The sequence below is a fragment of the Phreatobacter sp. GW821-FHT04C01 genome, from assembly GCF_059420385.1.
Genome location: NZ_JBWKTP010000001.1, coordinates 370,019 through 394,380, shown reverse-complemented (window position 1 = coordinate 394,380; position 24,362 = coordinate 370,019). Strand labels below are relative to the sequence as shown.

Annotated in this window: 25 protein-coding genes and 1 tRNA gene; 19 read left to right on the top strand and 7 right to left on the bottom strand. The window is 68.5% G+C overall.

From position 1 onward, the window contains the following. The first annotated feature begins 31 nt into the window (after positions 1-31). Positions 32-1,579: an MFS transporter gene (locus AC07WJ_RS01870; protein WP_494932826.1), complete on the top strand. Its 1,548-nt coding sequence runs from the start codon at positions 32-34 to the stop codon at positions 1,577-1,579. Positions 1,580-1,823: 244 nt separating this feature from the next. Here AC07WJ_RS01870 and AC07WJ_RS01865 read toward each other — a convergent pair. Next, a tRNA-Ser gene (locus tag AC07WJ_RS01865) sits at positions 1,824-1,913 on the bottom strand. Between the two features lie 321 nt (positions 1,914-2,234). Here AC07WJ_RS01865 and AC07WJ_RS01860 point away from each other — a divergent pair. From AC07WJ_RS01860 to AC07WJ_RS01835, 6 genes are all read left to right on the top strand, one after another. Continuing rightward, complete coding sequence (locus AC07WJ_RS01860; RefSeq protein WP_494932825.1) at positions 2,235-2,927, top strand: 50S ribosomal protein L21; 693 nt, start codon at positions 2,235-2,237, stop codon at positions 2,925-2,927. A gap of 67 nt (positions 2,928-2,994) precedes the next feature. Next, positions 2,995-3,264: a 50S ribosomal protein L27 gene (gene rpmA, locus AC07WJ_RS01855; protein WP_494932824.1), complete on the top strand. Its 270-nt coding sequence runs from the start codon at positions 2,995-2,997 to the stop codon at positions 3,262-3,264. 153 nt (positions 3,265-3,417) lie between these two features. Continuing rightward, the gene (locus tag AC07WJ_RS01850) at positions 3,418-4,065 is read left to right on the top strand and encodes a GNAT family N-acetyltransferase (RefSeq protein WP_494932823.1); all 648 of its coding nucleotides are present in this window, start codon (positions 3,418-3,420) and stop codon (positions 4,063-4,065) included. 82 nt (positions 4,066-4,147) lie between these two features. Next, a complete protein-coding gene (locus tag AC07WJ_RS01845) occupies positions 4,148-4,720 on the top strand; it encodes a GNAT family N-acetyltransferase (protein ID WP_494932822.1) in 573 nt (190 codons plus the stop codon). 32 nt (positions 4,721-4,752) lie between these two features. Continuing rightward, complete coding sequence (gene mog, locus AC07WJ_RS01840) at positions 4,753-5,292, top strand: molybdopterin adenylyltransferase (protein ID WP_494932821.1); 540 nt, start codon at positions 4,753-4,755, stop codon at positions 5,290-5,292. A 386-nt stretch (positions 5,293-5,678) separates the two neighbouring features. Next, positions 5,679-6,776: a P1 family peptidase gene (locus tag AC07WJ_RS01835; RefSeq protein ID WP_494932820.1), complete on the top strand. Its 1,098-nt coding sequence runs from the start codon at positions 5,679-5,681 to the stop codon at positions 6,774-6,776. Positions 6,777-6,838: 62 nt separating this feature from the next. Here AC07WJ_RS01835 and AC07WJ_RS01830 read toward each other — a convergent pair whose 3' ends face one another. Further along, complete coding sequence (locus AC07WJ_RS01830; RefSeq protein WP_494932819.1) at positions 6,839-8,005, bottom strand: acetyl-CoA acetyltransferase; 1,167 nt, start codon at positions 8,003-8,005, stop codon at positions 6,839-6,841. 133 nt (positions 8,006-8,138) lie between these two features. Beyond that, positions 8,139-8,621: a MarR family winged helix-turn-helix transcriptional regulator gene (locus AC07WJ_RS01825; protein WP_494932818.1), complete on the bottom strand. Its 483-nt coding sequence runs from the start codon at positions 8,619-8,621 to the stop codon at positions 8,139-8,141. 111 nt (positions 8,622-8,732) lie between these two features. On the opposite strand from AC07WJ_RS01825, the gene AC07WJ_RS01820 reads away from it, so the two are divergent. The 6 genes from AC07WJ_RS01820 to AC07WJ_RS01795 all read left to right on the top strand — a co-directional run bounded on the left by AC07WJ_RS01820 (position 8,733) and on the right by AC07WJ_RS01795 (position 14,602). Beyond that, complete coding sequence (locus AC07WJ_RS01820; protein WP_494932817.1) at positions 8,733-8,912, top strand: hypothetical protein; 180 nt, start codon at positions 8,733-8,735, stop codon at positions 8,910-8,912. Positions 8,913-8,916: 4 nt separating this feature from the next. Further along, positions 8,917-10,161, top strand: coding sequence for an FAD-dependent oxidoreductase (locus tag AC07WJ_RS01815; RefSeq protein ID WP_494932816.1), 1,245 nt, complete (start codon positions 8,917-8,919; stop codon positions 10,159-10,161). Between the two features lie 241 nt (positions 10,162-10,402). Next, on the top strand, positions 10,403-12,058 hold the full coding sequence (locus AC07WJ_RS01810; RefSeq protein ID WP_494932815.1) for a D-alanyl-D-alanine carboxypeptidase family protein: 1,656 nt from the start codon (positions 10,403-10,405) through the stop codon (positions 12,056-12,058). 2 nt (positions 12,059-12,060) lie between these two features. Next, positions 12,061-12,942: a DMT family transporter gene (locus AC07WJ_RS01805; RefSeq protein ID WP_494933812.1), complete on the top strand. Its 882-nt coding sequence runs from the start codon at positions 12,061-12,063 to the stop codon at positions 12,940-12,942. A 5-nt stretch (positions 12,943-12,947) separates the two neighbouring features. Next, on the top strand, positions 12,948-14,057 hold the full coding sequence (locus AC07WJ_RS01800) for a CobW family GTP-binding protein (protein ID WP_494932813.1): 1,110 nt from the start codon (positions 12,948-12,950) through the stop codon (positions 14,055-14,057). Positions 14,058-14,059: 2 nt separating this feature from the next. Continuing rightward, positions 14,060-14,602, top strand: a complete 543-nt coding sequence (locus AC07WJ_RS01795) for a DUF924 family protein (RefSeq protein ID WP_494933811.1) — start codon at positions 14,060-14,062, stop codon at positions 14,600-14,602. Here the strand turns inward: AC07WJ_RS01795 and gluQRS are convergent. Then, entirely contained in the window at positions 14,592-15,557 is a 966-nt protein-coding gene (gene gluQRS / locus AC07WJ_RS01790) for a tRNA glutamyl-Q(34) synthetase GluQRS (RefSeq protein ID WP_494932812.1), read from the bottom strand. The genes AC07WJ_RS01795 and gluQRS overlap by 11 nt on opposite strands. Before the next feature lie 62 nt (positions 15,558-15,619). Between gluQRS and AC07WJ_RS01785 the strand changes: the two genes are divergently transcribed. From AC07WJ_RS01785 to AC07WJ_RS01775, 3 genes are all read left to right on the top strand, one after another. After that, positions 15,620-16,267 (top strand): DNA-3-methyladenine glycosylase family protein, encoded by a 648-nt coding sequence (locus AC07WJ_RS01785; RefSeq protein ID WP_494932811.1) that lies wholly within the window; start codon positions 15,620-15,622, stop codon positions 16,265-16,267. Beyond that, entirely contained in the window at positions 16,267-16,911 is a 645-nt protein-coding gene (locus tag AC07WJ_RS01780) for an alpha/beta hydrolase (RefSeq protein WP_494932810.1), read from the top strand. Before AC07WJ_RS01785 ends, AC07WJ_RS01780 begins: the two co-directional genes overlap by 1 nt. 109 nt (positions 16,912-17,020) lie before the next feature. After that, the gene (locus AC07WJ_RS01775; RefSeq protein ID WP_494932809.1) at positions 17,021-17,617 is read left to right on the top strand and encodes an HNH endonuclease; all 597 of its coding nucleotides are present in this window, start codon (positions 17,021-17,023) and stop codon (positions 17,615-17,617) included. 143 nt (positions 17,618-17,760) lie between these two features. On the opposite strand, the gene AC07WJ_RS01770 is transcribed toward AC07WJ_RS01775, so the two are convergent. Then, entirely contained in the window at positions 17,761-18,291 is a 531-nt protein-coding gene (locus tag AC07WJ_RS01770) for a disulfide bond formation protein B (protein ID WP_494932808.1), read from the bottom strand. A gap of 101 nt (positions 18,292-18,392) precedes the next feature. Here AC07WJ_RS01770 and pgsA point away from each other — a divergent pair, with 101 nt between their 5' ends. The 3 genes from pgsA to AC07WJ_RS01755 are packed head-to-tail and all read left to right on the top strand — an operon-like array spanning position 18,393 to position 20,337. Then, a complete protein-coding gene (pgsA, locus tag AC07WJ_RS01765) occupies positions 18,393-19,016 on the top strand; it encodes a CDP-diacylglycerol--glycerol-3-phosphate 3-phosphatidyltransferase (protein WP_494932807.1) in 624 nt (207 codons plus the stop codon). Then, complete coding sequence (moaD, locus tag AC07WJ_RS01760) at positions 19,013-19,264, top strand: molybdopterin converting factor subunit 1 (protein ID WP_494932806.1); 252 nt, start codon at positions 19,013-19,015, stop codon at positions 19,262-19,264. Before pgsA ends, moaD begins: the two co-directional genes overlap by 4 nt. 5 nt (positions 19,265-19,269) lie before the next feature. Then, a complete protein-coding gene (locus AC07WJ_RS01755; protein WP_494932805.1) occupies positions 19,270-20,337 on the top strand; it encodes an MBL fold metallo-hydrolase in 1,068 nt (355 codons plus the stop codon). 274 nt (positions 20,338-20,611) lie between these two features. Here the strand turns inward: AC07WJ_RS01755 and AC07WJ_RS01750 are convergent, their stop codons facing one another. Continuing rightward, positions 20,612-23,296, bottom strand: coding sequence for a TIGR02302 family protein (locus tag AC07WJ_RS01750; RefSeq protein WP_494932804.1), 2,685 nt, complete (start codon positions 23,294-23,296; stop codon positions 20,612-20,614). A gap of 118 nt (positions 23,297-23,414) precedes the next feature. Next, positions 23,415-24,350 carry a threonine/serine dehydratase gene (locus AC07WJ_RS01745; protein ID WP_494932803.1) on the bottom strand — a complete coding sequence of 312 codons (936 nt, stop codon included), beginning with the start codon at positions 24,348-24,350 and terminating at the stop codon, positions 23,415-23,417. Between the last annotated feature and the right edge of the window lie 12 nt (positions 24,351-24,362).

Below are 24,362 nucleotides of genomic sequence, written 5' to 3'. Positions count from 1 at the left end.
GTCAAGATCCGCGTTCCCGTGTTGGCGCTATTTGACCTCCGGGATCATCGATTTCGGCACGGCGCGGGCGATGGTGATGGCATCACTGAAGGACATCGCCCGCATGACTGCTCCCGCTATACACACCATCGAAACGGTCAGTGCGGGTCGGAATTGGCGGCCTTTCAGCGTCCTCATGGCGGCGCAGTTCATGTATGTCATGGACGTCTTCATCGTGAATGTGGCGCTGCCCGCGATTCGCGTCGACCTCTCTGCAACGCCCAGCGAGATCCAGGGCATCATTGTCCTTTATCTGATCGCGATGGCCACGCTGCTCGTCACAGGGGGGCGGCTCGGCGACATCTACGGGGCGAGGCGGGTGTTCTTGGTGGGGCTTATCGGCTTTACCGTCGCCTCGCTGCTCTGCGGGCTGGCAATGTCGGGAGGCATGTTGGTCATCGCGCGGGCGGCACAAGGCGCGTCCGCCGCGCTCATGGTTCCCCAGGTCCTGGCGACAACCCATCGGCTGTTCCAGGGGGCCGATCGAGGGCGCGCCTTCGGGATTTACGGCGTTGTCCTTGGTGTTGCCGCTGCCGCCGGGATGGGTCTTGGCGGTTGGCTGCTCGCTCTCGATATCGCCGGCCTGGGATGGCGCTCGATTTTCGTGATCAACGTGCCGATCGGCATCGGGTTGGTCGCGGCTACGCTGAGATTGGCCCCCCACATCCCGCGCCGACGCGATGTTCACCTGGACGTCGCAGGGGCCACCACGCTGTTTCTCGCACTGCTCTGCTTGCTCGGCCCAATTCTGGTTGGCCAGGAGCTCGAGTGGCCACGCTGGCTACTCGCGGTGATCGGCCTCGGCTTCCTCTTCTTGGTGTTGTTCTGCGTTATCGAGCGAGGGATAGCCCACAATGGAGGATTGCCGCTCGTCCAGATCGAGATGCTGAAACAGCGACCCATCGCACTGCCGTTTCTGGCCGTCCTTTTCTTCGCGTTCGCCAATATTGCTTTCTATTTCATCGTCACTCAATACATGCAGTCGGGACTGAGATATTCGCCGCTGCAATCGGGCGCGGCGGTTGTGCCGCTGGTTCTCGTCTTTTCCGTGATTTCCCATTTGGCGGCACCACGCGTCCAGCGCATCGGCCCGCGGGCCATGATCGAGGGATGTGCGGTTCAGGTCGCCGGACTGGCGGTCATTGCACTGACTGTCGGTATGGACCTGGCGCCAAGCCCGGCGGCTTTCGCTGCTTTGCTGATTCCCTTTGGGATCGGGCAGGGAATGGTGCTGTCGCCTTTGTCGAATCTGGCGCTGAACAAGATTCACGCCGACCATGCCGGCTCCGGCGCCGGCACGCTCAGCACAGCGCAGCAAATCGGCAACGCGACGGGCGTGTCGCTCGTCGGCGCCCTGTTTTTCGCGGTCCAGGCCCACCATTCCGATCGCATGGCCATGCTTGCCGCTTTGGGCGCACTCGCAGCGGCGCTGGCCGCTACCGCCTGCTCGCTCTGGCTGTCCATTGAGCCAACGCCCGCTCGACCCTTGGCCGCCGGCCCAGAAGATCGCTCATGCGGGCAGGCGGTGACCGGTCGATAAGGAGATGCGGCGCCACTCACGCCCTGGGATGCAAAGGCAGGCTCTGAAACACTCCTCGCGGCTTCGCGGCCCTATTCCCCTTGGGGCACTCCGCCAAACACCCGCTGTTGCCGAGCATCTGAACGCCCGCCACGCCGCTAACTCTTCGCGCGCCATGCACAGGGTATCCGGCCGACAGGGGCCGGACGACATTGCGCCCCCCGTCGGAGCGTTGAGCGAAGCGAAACTGCTGTGAGCAAGATAGTGGCGGAGAGGGAGGGATTCGAACCCCCGATACGGTTGCCCGTATGCCGCATTTCGAGTGCGGTGCATTCGACCACTCTGCCACCTCTCCGCGGTCGCTAAGACGGGCGCAAGCGCGAACGTCCTGGTCTGAAGCAAGCGCCGTGTAGCGGAAGGCGCGCGCGGGTTCAAGCGCCTCGCGATCGAATTGCGATTTTCGTCGCGGCCTGCCCACGGTTTTCCTTGACTTCGCGGGCATTTTCCAGCATTGAGCCGCCTCTCGAAAGCGCGCGCTCGACGGCCCCCGGTCGGAAAGGCTCGTGCTTTCTATTGTGAAAACCGCCCTTCGGGGCGGCAAGACCAACCAAAAAGACGGCCGCCGCCAGGGTTTCGCCTGACGGCAAAGGTTCGTCGCAAGCCAAGGACTAACGTCATGTACGCAGTCATCAAGACTGGCGGCAAGCAATACAAGGTTGCCGCCTCCGACACGATCACCATCGAGAAACTCGAGGCCGAGGCCGGCGAGATCGTGGTGTTCCCCGAGGTTCTGATGGTCGGCGGCGACGCCGGCATCACCATTGGTGCCCCGTTCATCGCCGGCGCTTCGGTTGCCGCCGAGATCGTCAAGCAGGCCCGCGGCCCGAAGGTCATTTCCTTCAAGAAGCGCCGCCGCCAGAATTCGAAGCGCAAGCGGGGTCATCGCCAGGACCTCACCATTGTGCGCATCGCTGAAATCCTCACCGGTGGCGCCAAGCCGACGGTGACCTCGAAGGTGGCGCTCGCCGCCGCGACCGAAGCGCCGGCCAAGGCCGAAAAGGCTGCCAAGCCCGCCAAGGCCGCTGCCGTCGCCGAGACCGCCGGTGAAGCCCGCGACACGTCGAACCTGTCGCTGATCGCCGGCATCGGCCCGACCATCGAGAAGAAGCTGCGCGCGGCCGGCATCACCTCCTGGGAGCAGATCGCGTCCTGGACCGAGGCCGACCTCGAGGCGAAGGACAAGGAGCTCGCGCTCCGTGGCCGCGCCACGCGCGAGGAATGGGTCGAGCAGGCCAAGGAACTTCTCGCCGGCAAGCCGCCGCGCGCCAAGGTCGACCAGGCCGAGCTCAAATCGGGCGAGGACCGGTAAGCGGTTTCCCGCTTGTCACCACGCCGCAGAACACGTTTTATAAGACAGAACAGATCGGGAGCTCCTTATGGCTCACAAAAAGGCAGGCGGTTCGTCGAGAAACGGCCGCGATTCACAGTCAAAGCGGCTGGGCGTTAAGCGCTTCGGCGGTCAGGCCGTCATCTCTGGCAACATCCTCGTTCGCCAGCGTGGCACCAAGTTCCATCCCGGCAGCAATGTCGGGCTTGGCGTCGACCACACGCTTTTCGCGACCGTAGACGGCCGTGTCGAGTTTCGTACGAAATCGAATAACCGAACCTATGTGTCGGTCGTTCCGATGATTGCCGCAGCCGAATAAACGGCGGCATCCCATCGGAGCCGCCGGCGAAACGCCCGGCCGCTCCGATGATCTCAGGTTCAAGGATCAAGGGGCGCCCGGCGGCAAGCCGGCGCCCCTTTTTCTTTGGCCCTGGGATGGTCCCAGGGTCGCATACCGGCAAGGAGCCGTGTCATGACCGCCCTGGAAACCATCCTGGAGTGCCGCGGAAGCGGCGTGACGACCGAGTGCAGTATCCCCGTCCTCGAGACTGAGCGGCTCGTCCTCCGTGCGCCGCGTTTCGAGGACGCACGTGCGATCGCTGGCGTAGCCAATGATCGCCGTATCGCCGAAATGACGGCGAATCTTCCGCATCCCTATGCGGAAAAAGACGCGGAGAATTGGATTACAAACGCCTGGCAAGGCGAGGATCATCCCTTTCTCATCACGTCGAAAACCGACGGCGCCCTGATTGGTGCGACGGGTTTCGTGATGCCGGAAATCGGCGATCCCGAAATCGGTTATTGGGTCGGCACCGCCTATTGGGGCAAGGGTTTCGCCACCGAGGCCGCGCGCGCGGTCGTCGATCATCTGTTCATGAGTCACGGCGCCAAATCGGTGGCCGCGCGGGCTCGCGTGGTCAATCCGGCGTCCCGCCGGGTGATCGAGAAATGCGGCTTTCAGTGGGTCGGCGCCGGCCTCACCCGCTCGCGCCTGCTCGCGAGCTCGGTGCCGGTCGACAAGTTCCAGCTGGACCGCAGCGTCTGGTCGAGCCTGAAGGCCTGGCGCGACCCGATCCTGCGGCGCGGCGTGCCGAAGATCGTCATTGGCGAGCTCGGCTGACCGCTCCCGACCGTCCCGAACCCCCGGCCCAACCGGCCGGGGGTTTTTCCCCGATAGCATCGCAATTGCCCGGCATCACCGCATGATCTCGCCTTGGTATGCCCAGCTTCCCATCGAAACCGCGCGCCTGACATTGCGCGATCTCCAGCCCGCCGATGCGCCGCGGATCGCCCGTTATGTCGGCGATATCAAGGTCGCGCGCATGCTGGCGGCCGTGCCGCTGCCCTATGCCGAGACCGATGCGCGCGACTTCATCGACGGCATGCGCGAGGCCAATGCCGGCGGACAGGGGCTCGGCCTCGCCATCGCCGAGAAACGCGACCCGGATGCCTTGATCGGCGTGATCTCCTTTGTCGGCACGGTCGCGCAGGCCGAAATCGGCTGGTGGCTCGGCCGACCCTATTGGGGGCGTGGATTTGCCACCGAGGCGGCCGGCGCGCTCGTCCGCGTCGCCTTCCTCGAACCGCGGCTGCAGCGCCTGACCGCCGGAGCCTTCTTCGACAATCCGGCGTCGCTGCATGTCCAGGACAAGGTCGGCTTCGTTCGAACCGGCGAATCCCAGCGCCACAATCGCGCCCGCGACGGCCTGGTCCGCCACGTCGACACCGAAATCAACCGCGCCATGCTCGCCGCCCACGGCGCCGAGCCGCATTGAGCCGGCCGCGCGGGCGGGTTATGGACTTGGCCATGACCGTGCTTTCCGTTCCCATTGGTGTCGTCACCGTCTCCGACCGTGCCAGCCGCGGCCTCTATGAGGACAAGGGCGGCCCCGGCATCGTCGCCGCCCTGACCGAGCTCCTCGGCTCGCCCTGGCATCCGGTCGCGCGGATCATTCCGGACGAGCAGCCGGCGATCGCGGCCGCCTTGATCGCGTTGGCCGATACCGAACATTGCCCGCTGATCCTGACCACCGGCGGCACCGGCCCGGCCTTGCGCGACGTGACGCCGGAAGCCACCGAGGCGGTCTGCGAGAAGATGATGCCCGGCTTCGGTGAACTGATGCGGGCGGTCAGCCTGAAAGTGGTGCCGACCGCCATCCTGTCGCGCCAGACCGCCGGCATTCGCGGCGGCTCGCTGATCGTCAACCTGCCGGGCAAGCCCTCATCGATCCGCGAATGCCTGGATGCGGTGATGCCGGCCATTCCCTATTGCATCGACCTGATCGGCGGTCCCCGGCTGGAGACCAATCCGGCTTATTGCGTGGCGTTCCGTCCCAAGGGCGCGTGACAAGTCGCCTGACTGACACCGTCCGGGGCCGCTGCGCAGTGACTATGGCGGGTTGATTTCAGGGCAAACAAGTCGTGGGTGCCCGGGCCAAGCCCGGGCAGGACGATGTGTTGACGTCAAAGACTTCCCGCAACGGGCGCGGGTCCGTTCGATCCGCACGCGCCCTGCTCCAAGGACATTCTCGTCTTGGCCGGGCTTGTCCCGGCCATCCACGACTTCAGCCCGATTGCTCATAGAGGACAGCCCATTCAGGGCCCTTGACCGCATCTAGACATTCTCTCCCGGCGCCACCAATCACTGGGCAGCCGTACGAGCGCAAAGTCTTTGACCGACACACAACCTGGCCTATCCTCCCGCCCAATCAAGACCGGCATGGGAGAGGGATAATGGATCGGCGCGAGTTCGGATCGAAGGCGGCGCTCGGTGTCGGCGTGGCTTTGCTGCCGCTGGCGGGGCCGGCCCAGGCTCAGGCGCAGAGCGCCGATCAGCTGAAGGCGCGGGTGCTCGGCGGTGCCATCACCGATGTCCCCGGCATCAAGATCGGCCATTTCACCGATGAGCGCCGGCCGACCGGCTGCACGGTGGTTCTGGTGGAGGAGGCCGCCACCGCCGGCGTCGATGTCCGCGGCGCCGCCCCCGGCACGCGCGAGACCGACCTGCTCAACCCGACCAACCTGGTCGACAAGGTTCATGCCATCCTGCTTTCCGGCGGCAGTGCCTTCGGGCTCGATGCGGCCACCGGCGTGGTCCGCTGGCTGGAGGAAAAGGGCATCGGCTTCCCCGCCGGCCCCGCCCGGGTGCCGATCGTGCCGGCGGCGATCCTGTTCGATCTCGGTGTCGGCGATCACAAGATCCGGCCGGACGCGACGGCCGGCTACAAGGCCTGCGAGGCAGCCAGCCCCACGGCTCCCGCCGAAGGCTCGGTCGGCGCCGGTGCCGGAGCCAGCGTCGGCAAGCTGTTCGGCATGGGCCGCGCCATGAAGGGCGGCATCGGCACGGCGGCGGTCAAGGTCGGCAAGATCACCATTGGCGCGATCGTCGCGGTCAATGCGGTCGGCGACGTCATCGATCCCACCACCGGCGCGGTGGTGGCCGGCGCCCGCACCGAGGATGGCCGGCGCAAGCTCGGCGTCACCCAGGCGATCCTGCGCGGCGAGCTGCCGCCGTCGATCCAGGCCGGCATGGCCACCACCATTGGCGTGGTCGCGACCGACGCGATCCTGACCAAGGCCCAGGCCCAGAAGCTCGCCCAGATGGCCCATGACGGTCTCGCCCGCGCCATCGACCCGATCCACACCATGTGGGACGGCGACACCATGTTCGCCCTCGGCACCGGCAAAAGCGGCTTGCCCGGCAATATGATGGCGCTCGGCGCGATCGCGGCCCAGGTCACGACAGCCGCGGTGCTGCGCGCCGTCCTGAATGCCAGGGGCCTCAGCGGCCCGGGCCTGCCGACGCTGCCGGCGGCCGCGGACCTCAGCTGAACCGGCCCATGAAAAAACCCGCGGCGATCATCGCCGCGGGCTGAATGTCGGGCCTTCCGCTCTCAGCGCAACCGCTCGAGCACGCTGACGTAATTGGCCACCGCCGCGCCGCCCATGTTGAAGATGCCGCCGAGCTTGGCGCCCTTCACCTGGATGCCGCCGGCCTGGTCCATCAGCTGCATCGAGCTGAGCACATGCATCGACACGCCGGTGGCGCCGATCGGGTGACCCTTGGATTTCAGGCCGCCCGACGGATTGACCGGCAGCTTGCCGTCCTTCAGCGTCCAGCCTTCGAGCACGGCGCGGGCGCCCTGGCCTTCCGGCACCAGGCCCATCGCTTCATATTCGATCAGCTCGGCGACCGTGAAGCAGTCATGGGTCTCGACGAAGGAGAGATCCGACAGCGACACGCCGGCATCCGAAAGCGCCTTGCCCCAGGCCTGGGTGCAGCCTTCGAACTTCAGGATGTCGCGCTTCGACATCGGCAGGAAATCCTGGACATGGGCGGTGCCGCGGAAGGCCACGGCCTTGTTCAGCTTCAGCGCGGTGGCGACATCGGTGACGACAAGCGCCGCCGCGCCGTCCGACACCAGCGAGCAGTCGGTGCGCTTCAGCGGGCCGGCGACGAAGGGGTTCTTTTCGCTCTCGGTGCGGCAGAATTCGAAACCGAAATCCTTGCGCATCTGGGCATAGGGATTGTCGACGCCGTTCTTGTGGTTCTTGGCGGCGATCGCGGCGAGAGCGTCGGACTGATCGCCCCAGCGCTGGAAATAGGAATGGGCGATCTTGCCGAACACGCCGGCGAAACCGGCGGGCGTATCGCCATCCTCGGGCAGATAGGACGCTTTCAGGAGGTTCTTGCCGATCTCCGGTCCCGGCGTCCGGGTCATCTGCTCGACGCCGACCACCAGCACGATGCGGGCGTCACCCGCCTTGACCGCGCGCACCGCCTGATGGACGGCGGCGGATCCGGTCGCGCAGGCATTCTCCACCCGCGTCGCCGGCTTGAAGCGCAGCCGCGGATCGGCCTGCAGCACCAGCGAGGCGGTGAAATCCTGGGGCGAGAAGCCGGCGTTGAAATGACCGAGCACGATCTCGTCGACGTCGTCCGGACCGAGGCCGGCATCGATGAGCGCATCGGTCGCGACACGCACGATCAGGCTCTCGACGGTCTCGTTTTCCAGCTTGCCGAAGGCGGTATGGGCCCAACCGACGATGCAGGCGGTCATTTCGAAGTCTCCTCGGGGCGTTTGAAGGCGTAGTTACACTATATGCGCCCGGACACCGCCTCGCCATCGGCCGTCCGGCGCATGGCTGATCCGGCGCGATCCCGGGGTCCGGCTCAAGACCTCACCTCTTGGCTCACGTCTTGGCGTTGAGCTCGGTCACGCGCGCCATGGCGATCGCGGTTCCCCGCTCGACGAAATCGGCGATCAGCGCCAGCTGCTCTTCGCTATATTCGGCCAGAAACGCAGTCATGGCGCGCTGCATCGGTTCGAAATAGACCGAAAGGCGACCGATACGATCCTCGCGCACCTTGACCAGCACCTTGCGCCGGTCATGCGGATCGGCCGTACGCTCTACCAGCTCCTGGCGTTCGAGCCGGTCGATCAGCCCGGTCACCGCCCCGCTGGTCAGTCCGGTGCGGCGGCCGATCTCGCCGGCGCTCGCCGGCCCCCCCATCAGGATCAGGTCGAGGCATTCCAGGTCGCTCGAATTGATGCCGACGCGGCGCGCCACGGCCTGGCTGTGCAGCACCCCCGTCGCCGACGAGCGGCGCATCGCCATCATCAGCCGTTCGGCCGCGCCGAAGGGCTCGCCTTGACGAGTTATCTCATTTTCCATTATTCTTAGTTTCCAAGATTCATGATATCAGAGATTATGCCATGCGCTGTCTCGGGCGTCGATGGATCGAAAGCCCCCAAGGGCCCCCACCTCCGTCCAGGACGACCCGACATGACCATCGACACACGCGACGCGCAAAATCACCGCCTGTCCGGCGAGGCCGGCACCTGGCACGCCGAGCAGGCCGTCATGACCTGGCACGGCTGGGGCTCACCGGTCGGCATCGGCCTCCTGCTGATCGCCATCGGCATCACCGCCGTGCTGATCCGCCACGCCGTTCTCGGAGGCTGAACTCATGACGAACCCCCAGATGACGAGCCCCGAAACGGCGGCCTCCGCACCGGAGAGCCGCGATATCCTGATCATCGGCGGCGGCATTGCCGGCTGCGCGCTGGCCCTGTTTCTCGCCAAAGCCGGCCTCCGGGCACGGGTCTTCGAGGCTTATCCCGACGTCAGGGGCATTGGCGGCGGCCTGCAGATCGCCCCGAACGGCCTGGCCGTGCTGGACCAGCTCGGCCTCGCCGATGCGCTCGCTGCGCGCGGCACGGCCTGCGAAAGGGCAAGCTTCCGCGATCGCCAGGGCCGCAGCCTCGGCGGCATGGCGAACCGCCGTCCCGGCAGCCCGGGCCGCCCCGCCGTGATGCTCGCCCGCGCGACGCTGCAGGAGCTGCTCCACGATACCGCCATCGCCAGAGGGGTCCGGATCGAGCACGGCAAGCGCCTGGCCGGTTTCGAGGACGACGGGGACGGCGTCAGCGCGCGTTTCGAGGACGGCACCACGGCGCGCGGCGCGCTTCTGGTCGGCGCCGACGGCCTGCATTCACGCGTCCGGCGGATCCTGCTGCCGGATGGTCCGGAGCCCGCCTATACCGGCCTGACCGGCACCGGCGGCTGGACGCCGCGCTCGGCTTTCGCCAAGGCCGGCCTGACCGATCCCGGCGCCATGACGCTGTTTTTCGGCGCCGGCGCCTTTATCGGCTGCACGCTCGCCGAACGGGACGAGGCATCGGGCGGCATGTGGTGGACCTCGCTTGCCCGCGACAGGCCGCTCGATGCCAGGAACCGCGGCGAAGCCGCCGAAAGCATCGGGCTCGACCAGATCATCGCCGCGGGCGAGGGCTGGAACCCCATGGTGCGCCAGATTCTCGGTGCCACCACCGAGATGATCGCACCGGTCGACATCTTCGACATCGCCAGCCTGCCGCGCTGGTGCCAGGGCCGGGCCGTGCTGATCGGCGATGCCGCCCATGCGGTCGCGCCCCATTCCGGTCAGGGCGCCTCGATGGCGCTGGAGGATGCCATCACGCTCGCCAGGCTGTTGCGCGACGGCCGGTCCGCCGAATGGCCCGAGCGTCTCGCCGCCTTCGAGCGCGAGCGCCGCGATCGCGTCGAACGCATTGTCGCCTTCAGCCGGAAGATCGGCGCGCTCAAGCGGCGCGGCCCGTTCGGCACCTGGCTGCAGAACAACCTGATGCGCCTGGTCCTGTCGTTGCGCGCGCCCGATTTCAGCTGGGTCCAGGACCATCGCATCGCCTGGTAGCGGCTACCGCGCGGGCCGTCGGCCCCACCGGCCATCCTGGCGTGTGGCCCTGCGGCGAAAACCGGACCGGCCGGGCCATCGTTTGGCCGCGTTCGGGCGATTGATAGCGGGCCTCGCCCGTCTTGTCCGGCACGCGGCCCACGTCATGGTTCACCCCGTGGTTCACCCCACTTGGCGAACAGCCCGCGAAGCAGGTAAAAGACCTCCGTCCAACCGTCTTATTCCCCATAAAGGCCCGACCTTGCGGATCAGCGCTCCCGCCCTCGCCGCCACGATCGCGCTTAGCCTCGGGCTCGCCGCGCCGGCGGCGGCCCAGCAGGTTGGACCGACCATCGTGGTCGATGTCGCCACCGGCCAGGTTCTGCAGGCCGACCGCGCCGGCACCCCCTGGCTGCCGGCCTCGCTGACCAAGATGATGACCGCCTATGTCGCGCTCAGCCAAGTCCGCCAGGGCCGGGTCAGCATGAATACCGGCCTGACGGTCTCGCAGCGCGCGGCGCGCGCCACCCCGTCCAAGATGGGCTTCCGTCCCGGCACCGTCGTCACCATCGACAACGCCTTGAAGATCATCATGGTCAAGTCGGCCAACGACGTGTCGGTGACCATTGCCGAAGGCCTCGGCGGTTCGGTCGAGAATTTCGCCGCGATGATGAATGCCGAGGCGCGCCGGCTGGGCATGACCGCGACGCGCTTCGTCAATCCGAACGGCCTGCCGGCCACCGGGCAGCAGACCTCGGCGCGCGACATGGCGGTGCTCGCCCGCGCGCTGATGCGCGAATTTCCCGAGCAGTCACTGCTCTGGCGCATGCCGGCGATCCGCTACGGCAATCGCATCATGCGCAATCATAACCACCTGATCGGCCGCTATCCCGGGGCCGATGGTTTCAAGACCGGCTTCACCTGCGCTTCCGGCTTCAACGTCGTCGCCACCGCCACGCGCGGCGGCCGGCAGCTGATCGTCGTGGTGCTGGGCGCAACCTCGGCGCGCGGCCGCGCCGAGACCGCCGCCGGCCTGTTCGAACGCCATTTTGCAGGTTACGGCGGCTCCGGCGCCGCCGTCGACGGCATTCAGAACGACACCTTCTCCGGCCCCCCCGATATTCGCGACCAGGCTTGCCGGCGGCGCGGCCGCGGCCCGGCCTATATCGAATCGGGCGAGGACCTCGAAAACGAACCGATCGCCGCGCATGGCGATCCCGGCAATCTCAGCTATGCCCAGATGATGGCCCAGCCCTCGGCGCGGCGCGGCACCGGCGTGCAGGCGATCGCCGCCGCCTCCGGCCAGCTGCCCTCGCTGCTTGGTCCCTACCGGCCGAGCATGGACCCCATTCCGGTGTTCATCGGCGGCGCCGGCTCCGCGCCGCCGCCTGCCGCGGCAGCCGCGCCCATGCTGGCCTCGACCCCCGGCTCCCGGCGTGTCACCTTGCCGGCCTCCGGCACCGCCACCTTGCCGCAGCCGGCGACCGCGAGCATGGCGCCGAGCGTGACGGTCACCACCATTCCCGCGCCGCCCGTCGCCCCCGCGGGTCCCGGCGCCATCGGCCGTGCCGTCGACCCGGCACAGGCGCCCCAGGGAACCGCCGCCGGCCACCGCGCGCCCGGCGCAATCGGCGGCGCGACACAGGCGAGCCACCCGGGCGCCACCCCGGGCCGGCCCGGCGCCATCGGCGCGCCGATGGCGCTGCAGGGCGCGGCGCGGTCGACGGCGCCTGCCGCCACGCAGGCCGCCCGGTCCTCGGACGAGGTCCAGCGGCCGACCGTCCAGAGCGGCCGCCATGCCGAATCCGGCCGGCGCAATCCGCGTGAGGTCAGGCCCGCCAATAGCGTGCCCCGGCCGACGTCCCGCCCCGCGATCCGGCCGGCGCCGGCGCCGATCCCGATCGTCCCGCGTTCGTGACGATGTCGGCGCGCGCGCTCGGTATCGGCGCCGCGCTGATCGGCGCCACGGCCTATGGCATCAATATCGTCTTCGCCCGCATGGCGACCCAGCAAGGCGTTTCCGCCGCCGATCTGGTCTTCCTGCGCGTCTTCCTGATGATGGGCGCGGTGGCGGCGACCGTCGCGCTCGCCGGCGGCTCGCTGAAGGTCGAGACCCGCGACCGCCCGGCCCTGATCCTGGTCGGCGTCACCTCGGCCTGCCTCGGGCTCGCTTATTTCTTCGCGGTCTCCTTCGTGCCGATCGGCATCGCCGCGGTCGTTTTCTACACCTTTCCCCTGCTGATCCTGGTCGCCAGCCCGTTCGTCGACGGCGAGCGCTTCACCTTGCAGCGCCTGGGCGTCTTCGCGCTGGCCTTTTGCGGCCTTGCCATCGCGCTCGGACCGAAGCTCGGCGGCATCGACATGCGCGGCGTGCTGCTGGCGGCCGCGGCGAGCATCCTTGCCGCCTGCCAGTTCTTCGCCGCGGCGCGCGCCGGCGGCCGCATCGGCCAGAAGGCCCTGCTGTTCTGGTCCCATGTGGTGATCATGCCGATCGCCGGATTGGCGGCGCTCGCCAACGGCTTCGGCCCATGGAGCGCGCTGGCCGGCGCCTGGTTCGCCGCCGCCATGACCATCACCGGTTATGTGATCGGCTTCACCTTCCAGATGCTCAGCGCCCGCAACGCGCCACCGGCGCTGGTCGGCCTGGTTTTTTGCCTCGAACCGGTGGTCGCCATCGTCGCCGCCAACATCGTCCTTGGCGAAGTGCTGTCGGCGCCCCAAATGGTGGGAAGCCTGCTTGTCCTCACCGCCCTCGTCGCATCTTCGCTGGTCGAATTGCGGCGCGCGCCGAAACCCGTCTGAAACGCATGTCCGATGCCCCACGCCCCCGGCGCCCGCGTCCGCCGATCCCGGTGACCGTGCTGACCGGCTTCCTCGGAGCCGGCAAGACCACCTTGCTCAACCGGCTGCTGGCCGATCCCGGCATGAAGGACACGGCTGTCCTGATCAACGAGTTCGGCGAGATCGGGCTCGACCACCTGCTTGTGCGCACCGTCGAGGACGGCATCGTCATGCTGTCGTCCGGCTGCGTCTGCTGCACGGTGCGCGGCGACCTCGTCTCGGCGCTCGAGGATCTCCTGCGCGCGCTCGACAACGGCCGCGTCGACCCGTTCGAGCGGGTGGTGATCGAGACCACCGGCCTCGCCGACCCGATTCCCGTCATCCACACCATGATGGCCCATCCCTATCTGGTGATGCGCTACCGGCTCGACGCGGTCATCACCGTCGTCGATGCGATCAATGGGCTCGCCACCCTCGACGCCCACCCCGAGGCGGTCAAACAGGCCGCCGTCGCCGACCGGATCGTGCTGACCAAGACCGACCTGGTCGACAGCGACGCGCGCCGGGCAGACCTTGGCCGGCTCGAGGCGCGCCTGGCGGCGCTGGCGCCGACCGCCATCCGGCTGGATGCCGCCAGGGGCGAAGCCGATGCCAGAGCCGTGCTCGCCGCCGGCCTTTACAACCCCGCGACCAAGGTACCCGACGTCACGCGCTGGCTGAACCAGGCGGCGCTTGCCGGCGACGGCGGCGATCACAGCCATGACGACGGCATCAAGGCCTTTGCGCTGACCAGCGACCAGCCGCTCGGGTCGGCGGCCTTCGACATGTTCCTGGAGCTGCTGCGCGGCGCCCATGGCCCGAAGCTCCTGCGCGTCAAGGGCGTGGTCAAGATCGCCGAATTCCCGGATCGCCCTGTTGTCATTCACGGCGCCCAGCACGTGTTCCACCCGACCACGGTGCTGGATGCCTGGCCGGACGGCGACGCGCGCACCCGCATCGTCTTCATCCTGAAGGACATGGAGCCGCAGGTGGTGCAGGCGCTCTACGACGCCTTTCTCGGCGTGCCTCGCGCCGACCAGCCGGACCGCGCCGCCTTGACCGACAATCCTCTCGCCATTCCGGGGCTCGGCCTGTGACCATGATCGAAACGCCCGAGGCGATCCTCGGCTTCTGGCGCGACGCCGGCCCGGACCGGTGGTTCGCCAAGGACGACGCTTTCGACGCCGCCATCACCGGCCGCTTTCTGACGACCTATGAGGCCGCCGCCGCCGGCGATCTGGAACATTGGGAGGCAACCGCCGGCGCCACCCTGGCGCTGATCCTGGTGCTCGACCAGTTCTCGCGGAACATGTTTCGCGGAGAAGCCCGCGCCTTTGCCGCCGATGCGCTGGCGCTCGCCATCGCCGAGCGCGCCATCGGCAAGGGCCTGGACCGGCTGATCGGGCCGGACCTGCGCCTGTTCGTCTATCTGCCGCTCGAACATACCGAGCAGATCGCCGTGCAGCACCGTTCGGTGGCCCTGTTCCGGACGCTCGGCGATGCCGACCTGAATGGCTATGCCGAGGTCCACCGCGACCTGATCGCCCGGTTCGGCCGCTTCCCGCACCGCAACGCCATTCTCGGCCGCGCCAGCACGCCCGAGGAATTGGCCTTTCTCCAGACCGACGGTTTCAAGGGTTGACCTGGGCTTCTGGGTCGACCTCGACTTTTGGATCGCGGCCGGCTTTCGGGCTGAACCCGACGAGACGGCGGATGTCGCTTGGCGTCGCCCCCGCCGCGCGAAGCGTCGCCAGCCCGGTCGCGGCCTCGCTCTTCGACAGCTTGCGGCCGTCGGCGCCCAGCACCAGGCGGTGGTGGCGGTAAAGCGGTTCGGGCAGGCCGAGCAGCTCCTGCAGCAGGCGGTGCACGGCGGTTGCCTCGAACAGGTCGCGGCCGCGCACGACATGGCTGACGCCCTGCAGCGCGTCGTCGACCACCACCGACAGGTGATAGCTGGTCGGCGTCTCCTTGCGGCCGAGCACGACATCGCCCCAATGCGACGGTTCCGCCGCGACCACACGCGGGTTGGCGCCGGCCTCGTCGACCTCGGTCCAGGCCAGCGGCCGGCCGAGCCGGCGCATGGCCTCGGCCATCCTGAGCCTGAGCGCGAAGGGCCGGCCGGAGGCCGCCAGCGCCGCCCGCTCGGCCGGGCTCAGCCCGGCGCCGCGGCCGGCATAAAGCGGCGCGCCGTCCGGATCGGTCGGCCAGGCCCGGGCCGTCGCGGCGGCATGGCCCGCCGCCAGCGCCTTCAATTCGCCCCGGCTTTCGAAACTCGCGAAGACCAGGCCCATGGCGTCGAGCCTGTCGAGCGCCTGCCGGTAGGTGTCGAGATGCTCGGATTGCCGCCGCGGCGGCGTCTCGAAGGACACCCCCAGCCAGGCGAGGTCCTCGCGCAGCGCCGTCTCGAATTCCGGCCGGCAGCGGGTCCGGTCGATATTCTCGATGCGCAGCAGCAGGCGCCCGCCGAGCCGCTCCGCCATGGCCGCGTTCTCCAGGGCGCTCAGCGCGTGGCCGAGATGCAGCGCACCGTTCGGGCTCGGCGCAAAACGCAGCACTGCGGGATCGCTCTGAGAAATCGGGAGATGCGCCGGGACCATGCTCAAGCCTATGCTGACAGCGTCAAGAGAACGCAACCCGCAATGCCCGGGACCAGACCACCATGCGCATCGAAACCGAGGCTGATCTTGCCGGCGCGCTGACGGCGCTGACCGGCCTGTGCCCGCATATGGCGAAAGCCCATGCCGAGCTCGGCGCGCCGCCGCTGCGCCGGCGCGCGCCGGGCTTCGAGGGCCTGGTTCAGATCGTCGTGTTCCAGCAGATCTCGGTCGATGCGGCGCGCGCCATCTGGGCCCGGGCCGAAACGGTGTTCGGCGCCTGGACCCCGGAGATCCTCGGCGCGGCCAGCGACGAGGATTATCGGGCCGCCGGCCTGTCGCGGCCGAAGGTGCGCACGCTCAGGGCGATCTCGGCCGCGGTCACCGAAGGTGGTCTCGACCTCACGGCGCTCGACCGTCACGACGCCGACGCCGCCCATGCCATGCTGACCGAGGTCAAGGGCATCGGCCCCTGGACCGCCGACGTCTACCTGCTGTCCTGCCTCGGCCATATCGATGCCTGGCCGGCCGGCGACATCGCGCTGCAGGCGGCCGCCGGCGACCTCTTAGGTTTGCCCGGCCGGCCGACGGCCAAGGAAATGGGGCCGCTGGCCGAACGCTGGCGCCCCTATCGCGCGGTCGCCGCGCGGCTGCTCTGGGCCTATTATGCGGCGCGGCGCACCGGCCGCATCGCCGAACCCCTGGTGGCCTGATGCTGGACGGACCTCGCCTGCAACCGCTGTCCGGCCGGGCCCGCCAGCTGGTGGTGATCCTGCATGGCTACGGCGCCGACGGCGGCGACCTGATCGCGCTCGGCCAGGCCTGGCGCCAGGCGCTGCCGGATGCCGCCTTCGTGGCGCCGAACGCGCCGGAACCCTGCGATCACATGCCGGGCGGCCGGCAATGGTTCCCGCTCGATCTGCGCAACCCACGCGAATACTGGTCCGGATGCCTCGGCATCCGCGCCGCGGTCGACGCCTTCCTGGATGCCGAGCTGCGGCGCCTGTCGCTGGATGACGCAGCCCTTGGCCTGGTCGGTTTCAGCCAGGGTGCCATGACCGCATTGCATGTCGGCTTGCGCCGCAAGGCCGCGCCGGCCGCCCTCGTCGGTTATTCCGGCCGCCTCGCGGGGCCCGAAAATCTGGCCGAGATCACCGCCCGGCCGCCGGTGACGCTGGTTCATGGCGGCCTCGACGACGTCATCCCGCCCGGCAATATGGAGGCTGCGGCCACGGCCTTGCGCGGCGCCGGCCTGGTCGTCGCGACCCATCTCATTCCCGATATCGGCCATGAGATCGATGCCCGCGCGCTGGGCTTCGGACAGGCGGCGCTCGCCCGGGGATTCGCGACCTCTTGAGGCGTGGCCCGTTCGAGGCTTCACAAGACCGACACAGTGCTCCTATTATTAACGGGCATATCTGCATTCGCTGCTCGCGAATCAGCGAGCAGGACCGGTCGCAGGGAGTATGCTCGTGACGGTCGCCGTTTCTCCCGGGGATCTGCCGGTTTCGTCCGGCATCTCTCCCGGTTCATGGCCTGCTCTGGTCCTCAACGCGGACTACCGCCCGTTGAGCTACTACCCGCTGTCGCTCTGGTCCTGGCAGGATACGATCAAGGCGGTGTTCCTCGATCGCGTCTCGGTCGTGTCGTTTTACGAAAAGGCGATCCGCTCGCCGAGCTTCGAAATGAAGCTGCCGAGCGTCGTGTCGCTGAAGACCTATGTGAAGCCGTCACGCAATCCGGCCTTCACCCGTTTCAACGTCTTCCTGCGCGACAAATTCCGCTGCCAGTATTGCGGCGACAGCGACGATCTCACCTTCGACCATCTGATCCCCCGCTCGAAGGGCGGGCAGACCACCTGGGACAATGTGCTGGCCGCCTGCTCGCCGTGCAATCTCATGAAGGGCTCGAAAACCCTGCGTGAATCCGGCATGCACCTGATGCAGCATCCCTACACGCCGACCATCCAGGACCTGCACAGCAACGGCCGGCTGTTCCCGCCGAACTACCTGCATGACAGCTGGATGGACTATCTCTACTGGGACACCGAGCTGGAGCCCTGAGCGCCGGTTCGCGCAGGCCCTCGGGGCCGCTCGCGCCGCGCGTCATCCCCGGGCTTGGCCCGGGGACCCACGCATCCCAAACAGAACGGTTCGTCCTGGCCGGAACCGGCTCTGCAACGGCTTCCGGACGCCGAACAGCCGTCTCAGGCCTGCTCTTTCGCCTGCGTCGCGCCGATCAGCGCGACGACCGACAGGACCGCCGCGATCAGCACGTTCCAGCCGGCCAGCGACAGGCCGAACAGGCGCCAGGCCGCCACCGTGCAGTCGACCACCCGCGGCCCGGTCTGCAACTGCCGCAGCAGGTCGCCCGGCGTGCGGGCGAGTGTCGCCGGCGCCGAGCAGCTGGTCGGCCCCTGCCAGAAACCCCATTCGGCGCCGGCGTGGTAGACGCCGAGCCCGGCGCCCCAGACCATGACCAGCGCCAGCGCCAGCAAGCCGATGCGGGTGACCAGCGGCGGCAGGCGCAGGAAGGCGCTCAACGCCGTCGCGAAGGCCAAGGGAATGGCGATGTAATAGGGCACCCGCTGCTCCAGGCAGAGCGGACAGGGGGCAAGCCCGATGACATATTGGAAGAAATAGGCGCCGAGGATGGTGGCGGTCGCGCCGAGGCCGACGACCAGGGCGGCGGCGAGCCAGGGACGGCGGCGGGCGACGGCGAATGAGGCAATGGTCATGGCGCCATTTCTTGATCCGTTCACAACGATCTGTCCATCCCGTGCGCCGGCCATGTCGGCTTTCGGTTGACCCAAGACGCCCCCTCGTTCATCACAAGATCATGAGCTCGGCTGATCCGATCCCGCGCGTGCGCCGCGGCGGTGCGTTCAACATTCCCAACATGCTCACCTATGGGCGGGTCGTCGCCGTCCCATTGGTGGCGGCCTGCCTGTTCGTCCAGGTCATCTACGAAAGCGGCCTGTGGCTGCGCTGGGTGGCGCTGACCATCTTCGTCATCGCCGCCATCACCGACTATTTCGACGGCTACCTGGCCCGCGCCCTGTCGCAGCAATCGGCCATCGGCCGCATGCTCGATCCGATCGCCGACAAGCTGCTGGTCGGCGTCGTGCTGCTGATGCTGGCTGCCGACGGCACCATTCTCGGCTGGTCCCTGTGGGCCGCCGTGGTCATCCTGTCGCGCGAGATCCTGGTCTCGGGCCTGCGCGAATTCCTGGCGGAATTGCAGGTTTCCGTGCCGGTGACCCAGCTGGCCAAATGGAAGACCGCGCTGCAGCTGGTGGCGGTCGGGTTCCTCATCGCCGGTCCCGCCGGCGACCAGGTCATCCCTTTCGTCACCCAGGTCGGCATCGGCCTCCTGTGGATCGCCGCCTTGCTGACGCTTTACACCGGCTTCGACTATTTCCGCGCCGGCGTCGGCCATCTGATCGATGAGGACGAGCGGTGAAGGTTCTTTATTTCGCCTGGGTGCGCGAGCGCATCGGCAAGGCCGAGGAGACCGTCGAGCTGCCCGGCACGGTGCGGACGGTCGCCGACCTGATCGCCCATCTCAGCGCCCGCGGCGAGGAATATGCCTATGCCTTCGAGAACCCCACGGTGATCCGCGCGGCCATCGACCAGGTCCATGTGAAGCCAGCGGCCCTGCTCGAAGGCGCCGGCGAAGTCGCCTTCTTTCCGCCCATGACCGGCGGCTGAGCGCCATGCCGACCCGGCGCGGAATTCTGGCCTCGTTCGCCTCGATCCCTTTCGTCGCGGGCGCCGGAGCGCTGCTCGCCGCCGGGTCCAATCCCTATTATTCCGGGCCGGTCTCCGATCATTTCGACGGCACCCGCTTTTTCGACCCGCACGGCGCCGCACCCCGGCCGCTGTCGGACCTGCTGCGCTGGCAATTCGGCTCCGACCCGCGGGCGCGCTGGCCCGGCAGCTGGCCGCTCGACCAGTTCGACACGCCGCCGGCGCGCGTCGACGGCGACGCCATCCGCCTCGCTTATGCGGGACATGCGAGCTTCCTGCTGCAGACCCGCGGCCTGAACGTCCTGCTCGACCCGGTCTGGTCGGAACGTTTCTCGCCCCTGTCCTTCCTCGGACCCAAGCGGGTCAATCCGCCGGGGATCCGCTTCGAGGACCTGCCGAAGATCGATCTCGTGCTGGTCAGCCACGGCCATTACGACCATCTGGACCTGGCGACCCTGTCGCGGCTGGCGGCAAGCCACGCGCCGCGCGTCATCACCCCGCTCGGCCAGGACACGATCATGAAGGCGCATGATCAGGCGATCCGGGCCGAAGCCTATGACTGGGGCGACCGGATCGAGATCGGCAACGGCATGGCCGTGCACCTGGCGCCGATGCGGCACTGGACCGCGCGCGGCCTGTTCGACCGCAACAAGGCATTGTGGGCCGCCTTCATCATCGAGACGCCGGCCGGTCCGATCTACCATATTGGCGATACCGGTTACGGCGACGGCCATCATTTCCGCGCGGCCCGGACCCGTTTCGGCGACTTCCGCCTCGCCATCCTGCCGATCGGCGCCTATGAGCCGCGCTGGTTCATGCGCGACCAGCACATGAACCCGGAAGAGGCGGTGCAGGTCATGCTCGATTGCGGCGCGCGCCATGCGCTGGCCCATCACTGGGGCACGGTGCAGCTGACCAACGAGCCGATCGAGGCGCCGCGCGCAGCGTTGGCCGAGGCGCTCAAGGCCAGGGATATCGGCGCCGACCGGTTCCGCGCGATCCGGCCGGGCGAGGCCTGGGAAATCCCGGGCTAGTTTGCGACCAATTGGCGTTGCGCTGCGGTTGGCCGTGCTTCGCGGCTCGCAAGAACTCGCACCTCAGGATGAGGACCGTGGGGGCTTGCATAGAGGATGGTGCAAAATGCGCTCGTCCATTCAAGCTTCGTGCGCAACATCAATGCCATATACCCAGCCCACCTCCACGCAAAAGCTTCGCTTTTGCGTGGAGGTGGGAGCGAAGCGACCCTCGGAGGACGGCAAACCCTGGTGCCGTACGCTTTAATTCGAGCCGATCAGACTCTGGATCCGCCTACTGGATCTGCAGGCCGCGCAAGAGCCGCTCGATATAGTCCATTTCGAGCTGCGGCCGGTCCGGATCCGACAGGCGCCGGCGCAGCTCCTCGAGAACCCGCTGGGCACGCTGCGCCGCCCCCTCGCCCGCATTGGGAATGCGGACATTGGAATTCTCATTGGCTTCGCGGCCGCGCGTCGGACGTCCGAGCGGATCGTAATCCTGGCTGCCTGCCTGGCCGGAGCGATTGCCGGGCTGGCCCTGCTGGTTGCCTTGGCCCTGCTGGCCCTGGCCTTCCTGCATCTGCTGGGCAAGCCCCTGCGCGCCCTGCTGCAGGCTCCGCAGCGCCCGGCCCTGCGCATCGGTCGCACCCTGGCCGTCGCCGCGGCCGAGCGCGCCTTCGGCCTCGCGCATGGCGCGCCCGGCATTGCCCAGGCCCTGTTCGGCCTCGCGTCCGCCGGGTGAATCACCCTGGTCGCCCTGCTGGCCGAGCTGATCGCGCAGCTGATCGAGCAATTCGCGCAATTGCCGCTGGTTCTCGCCCAGTTCCGAGAAACCCGGCGTGCCGTCGCCCGGCTGCTCGCCCTGGCCCGGCTGCGGCTGGCCGTCCTGCCCTTGCTGGCCTTGCTGCCCCTGCTGGCCGCGCTGGTTCGGGCGCTGCTGCTGCTGGCCGCCACGCTGGGCGCGCCGCTGCTCCTGGCCGCGGCGGAAGGTCTGGTCGCGCAATTGCTGCTGGCGGCGGATCATGTCGGAGAGCTGGTCGAGCGCATTCTCGCCCTGCTCGGTGCCGTCGCCCTGCTGCTGTTGCTGCTGGCGGCCGGCCTGCAGGCCCTGCAGCATCTGCTGCAGCTCCTGCATCAGCCGCTGCGCCTGGTCGCGCGCACCGTTGCGGGCGAGATTCTCGATGCGGTTCAGCATGTCGCGCAGGTCCTGCGGCCGCACCGTGCGGGTGTTCGGATCGCGCTGGGCCTGCTGCTGGTTCTGGCCGTCCTGGCGGTTGCGCAGCGCCTGCTCGGTGAGCTCGCGCATCAGCCGGTCCATGGCCTGGCGCAGGTCCTGCGACAGCCTGCGGATCTCCTCGTCGGATGCGCCGCGCTCGATCGCCTGGCGCAGCCGCTCGGCCGCGGCCTGCACGGCCCGCTCGGCCTCGGAGACATCGCCGTCCTCGATCCGGACGGCGATATCCCAGAGATAATCCATCACTTCGGTGAGCTGGGCGTCGCTGGAGGCGCGCGAGAGCCGGAAATAGGCGGTGCGCAAGCCGAGATAGACCGCCGTCTCCATGCCGAAAACGTCGGGCGCGGTGGTCAGGGCCTCGAGCGCGCGGGCCACCCGGGGCCGGGCATTGGCATCGAGCGCCAGGATGCGCCGCTGTTCGACGAGCGCGCGCGGCACCGGCTTGGCGAAGGTCCGCTGCGGCAGCACCGTCACCACCGTATCCGACCGCCCCTCATTGCCGGCATCGTCCTTGGCGTGCAGCGTCACCGCCACCTGCAGTCCGGCAAAGGGATGGTTGACGAAATCGCGCGTGGTCTGGCCCGAGCCGTGACGGGTGCGCGCCTGCGGCAGGGCCAATGGGATCGGCGGCAATTCGGCCAGCGGCCGCGCGCCCGGCCGCTGCAAGGCGGTCGCCGACGGCGCCAGCTGGAAGCGCGCCTCGGCTTCGGTGACGCCGTAATCGTCCTCGAGCTTATAGGAGAGCAGCAGCTGGTTGCGCTGATCGGATTGCGGATCACGCTCGAAAGCGATCGTCGGCGCCTGATCGATCAGCGCCTCGAAACGCCAGTCGAGCGGCTCGGCACCGGTGCCGCGCAGGGTCAGCTGGCCGTCCTTGGTGATCAGCCAGCGCGTTTCGGCAAGTCCGGCCGGTGGCGTCGGCACCGCTCCCTTGCCGTCCGGCGCGGGCGCCGGGGCGACGCCGCCATCGGCGTGGATGTCGACATTGGCGAGGCCGGTGACGCGCAGCGTGACGATCGAGCCGGCCGGAACCTTGAAGATGTCGGGCGCGGCCTCGCGCGGCGGCGCCGGCTCGGCCGAGCGGCGGGTCGGCAGGATCAGCGGCGGCCGTCCGGTATAGGTCGGCGGGGTCACCCAGGCATCGACCCGATAGGTGATCGGCGCCGGCGGCGCGCGCCAGTCGAAGGCCGTCATCAGCCGCGTCATCCGCTCGTCGCCGGCCAGGAAATAGGCGGGCACGATGAGCAGCAATGCCAGCGCACGGATCGCGTAGCGGTCGAGATTGGCCATGCGCGGCATGGGAATGCCGGTCCTGAGCCGGCCGGTGGCGGCCAGCACGCGCGCCCGATGCTCGTCCCACAGGGCCTTGGCGAAGGGATCGTCACGGGTCGCCAGTTCGTCGGCGAGCGCGGAGGCCGGCCGATGGCCGCCACCGGTCGAACGATCGATGCGGCGCAAGGCCTCCTGGTCGGTCGGCCGGCGAATGGTCAAAAGCGGCCAGGCGGCGAGGAACAGCAGCCCGAGCACGAAAACAACGCCGCCGAAGCGCGCCCAATAGGGCACCACCTGCCAGAAGCCGAGCCAGGAGACGGCGAGCACGCCGCCGAAAATGCCGAGGAACAGCACCAGGCGCGGCCAGATGCGTTCCCAGAGAATGACGACCCGGGCCCGATCGATGGTGTGGCCGAGCGCCGGACCATGTCCGGGACCCGTCGCCTGCCGCTCGGTATTCGTGCCGTCGCTCAATGACCGCTCCGGTTCATGGCACCCTGCGCCGCACAAGGTAACACGAATGTCACGGAAGGCCACCTCGCCGGCCTTGCCGGCCGATCACGGATCGGTGCGACCGGTGGCCGAAGGCGCGTCAAACCAGCGCAGCAAGGCTCGCCAGGTCGACATTGGCGCCGCAGGCGAGCACCCCGACCCGTTCGCCCGGCGCCGGCCGATAGGCCCCGGCGATCAACGCGGCGAGCGCCGCCGCACCGCCCGGCTCGGCGGCCGCGCGCAGCGACAGCCAGAGCCGCCGCTGCGCCTCGCGGATCGCGTCGTCGGGCACCAGCACGACGCTGTCGACATGGCGCGCCGCCACCTCGTGAACCCGCGCCAGCACATTCTTGGCGCCGAGCGAGTCGGCCGCCACCGAATTGACCTCGACATCGACGGGATGCCCGGCGGCCAATGCCGCGTGGAGCGCCCGCGAACCTTCCGGCTCGACCCCGACCACCTTCACGCGGCCGTCGAACCAGCGGGCAATGCCGGAAATCAGACCACCACCGCCGACCGCGACCAGCACCGTGTCGAGGCCGCCGGCATCCTCTTCCCATTCGAGCCCGACGGTGCCCTGCCCCGCCATGGTCGGCCAGGCGTCATAGGCGTGGACCGAATGGGCGCCGCTCGTCGCCGCATAGGCCTCGCAGGCCGCCAGCGCGTCGGCATAGCGTGCGCCGCCGACGACCAGGTCGGCACCGGTCTCGCGGATGCGCGCGATCTTGGCCGGCGATGAGATCTCGGGGACGAAAATGCGCGCGGGGATGCCGAGCTTGGCCGCGGCATAGGCCACCGCGATGCCGTGATTGCCACCGGATGCCGCGCAGACGCCGGCCTCGGGCAGCGCCTCGCCGAGCAGCGTGTTGAACGCGCCGCGCGCCTTGAACGTGCCGGTCACCTGCAGGAATTCGAGTTTCATCGACAGGGGAATGCCGAGGCCGAACGTGTCGGCGTCGAGCGCCAGCGTCGGGGTCCGCCTGACATGGCCGGCGATGCGGGCATGGGCGGCGCGGATATCGTCAGGTGTCAGCATGGTCTCTTCCGT

Coding starts and splice junctions, on each gene's coding strand:
- AC07WJ_RS01860 (WP_494932825.1), top strand. CDS start 2,235: ATGTACGCAGTCATCAAGACTGGCGGCAAGCAATACAAGGTTGCCGCC.
- rpmA (WP_494932824.1), top strand. CDS start 2,995: ATGGCTCACAAAAAGGCAGGCGGTTCGTCGAGAAACGGCCGCGATTCA.
- AC07WJ_RS01850 (WP_494932823.1), top strand. CDS start 3,418: ATGACCGCCCTGGAAACCATCCTGGAGTGCCGCGGAAGCGGCGTGACG.
- AC07WJ_RS01845 (WP_494932822.1), top strand. CDS start 4,148: ATGATCTCGCCTTGGTATGCCCAGCTTCCCATCGAAACCGCGCGCCTG.
- mog (WP_494932821.1), top strand. CDS start 4,753: ATGACCGTGCTTTCCGTTCCCATTGGTGTCGTCACCGTCTCCGACCGT.
- AC07WJ_RS01835 (WP_494932820.1), top strand. CDS start 5,679: ATGGATCGGCGCGAGTTCGGATCGAAGGCGGCGCTCGGTGTCGGCGTG.
- AC07WJ_RS01830 (WP_494932819.1), bottom strand. CDS start 8,005: ATGACCGCCTGCATCGTCGGTTGGGCCCATACCGCCTTCGGCAAGCTG.
- AC07WJ_RS01825 (WP_494932818.1), bottom strand. CDS start 8,621: ATGGAAAATGAGATAACTCGTCAAGGCGAGCCCTTCGGCGCGGCCGAA.
- AC07WJ_RS01820 (WP_494932817.1), top strand. CDS start 8,733: ATGACCATCGACACACGCGACGCGCAAAATCACCGCCTGTCCGGCGAG.
- AC07WJ_RS01815 (WP_494932816.1), top strand. CDS start 8,917: ATGACGAACCCCCAGATGACGAGCCCCGAAACGGCGGCCTCCGCACCG.
- AC07WJ_RS01805 (WP_494933812.1), top strand. CDS start 12,061: ATGTCGGCGCGCGCGCTCGGTATCGGCGCCGCGCTGATCGGCGCCACG.
- AC07WJ_RS01800 (WP_494932813.1), top strand. CDS start 12,948: ATGTCCGATGCCCCACGCCCCCGGCGCCCGCGTCCGCCGATCCCGGTG.
- AC07WJ_RS01795 (WP_494933811.1), top strand. CDS start 14,060: ATGATCGAAACGCCCGAGGCGATCCTCGGCTTCTGGCGCGACGCCGGC.
- gluQRS (WP_494932812.1), bottom strand. CDS start 15,557: ATGGTCCCGGCGCATCTCCCGATTTCTCAGAGCGATCCCGCAGTGCTG.
- AC07WJ_RS01785 (WP_494932811.1), top strand. CDS start 15,620: ATGCGCATCGAAACCGAGGCTGATCTTGCCGGCGCGCTGACGGCGCTG.
- AC07WJ_RS01780 (WP_494932810.1), top strand. CDS start 16,267: ATGCTGGACGGACCTCGCCTGCAACCGCTGTCCGGCCGGGCCCGCCAG.
- AC07WJ_RS01775 (WP_494932809.1), top strand. CDS start 17,021: ATGCTCGTGACGGTCGCCGTTTCTCCCGGGGATCTGCCGGTTTCGTCC.
- AC07WJ_RS01770 (WP_494932808.1), bottom strand. CDS start 18,291: ATGACCATTGCCTCATTCGCCGTCGCCCGCCGCCGTCCCTGGCTCGCC.
- pgsA (WP_494932807.1), top strand. CDS start 18,393: ATGAGCTCGGCTGATCCGATCCCGCGCGTGCGCCGCGGCGGTGCGTTC.
- AC07WJ_RS01755 (WP_494932805.1), top strand. CDS start 19,270: ATGCCGACCCGGCGCGGAATTCTGGCCTCGTTCGCCTCGATCCCTTTC.
- AC07WJ_RS01745 (WP_494932803.1), bottom strand. CDS start 24,350: ATGCTGACACCTGACGATATCCGCGCCGCCCATGCCCGCATCGCCGGC.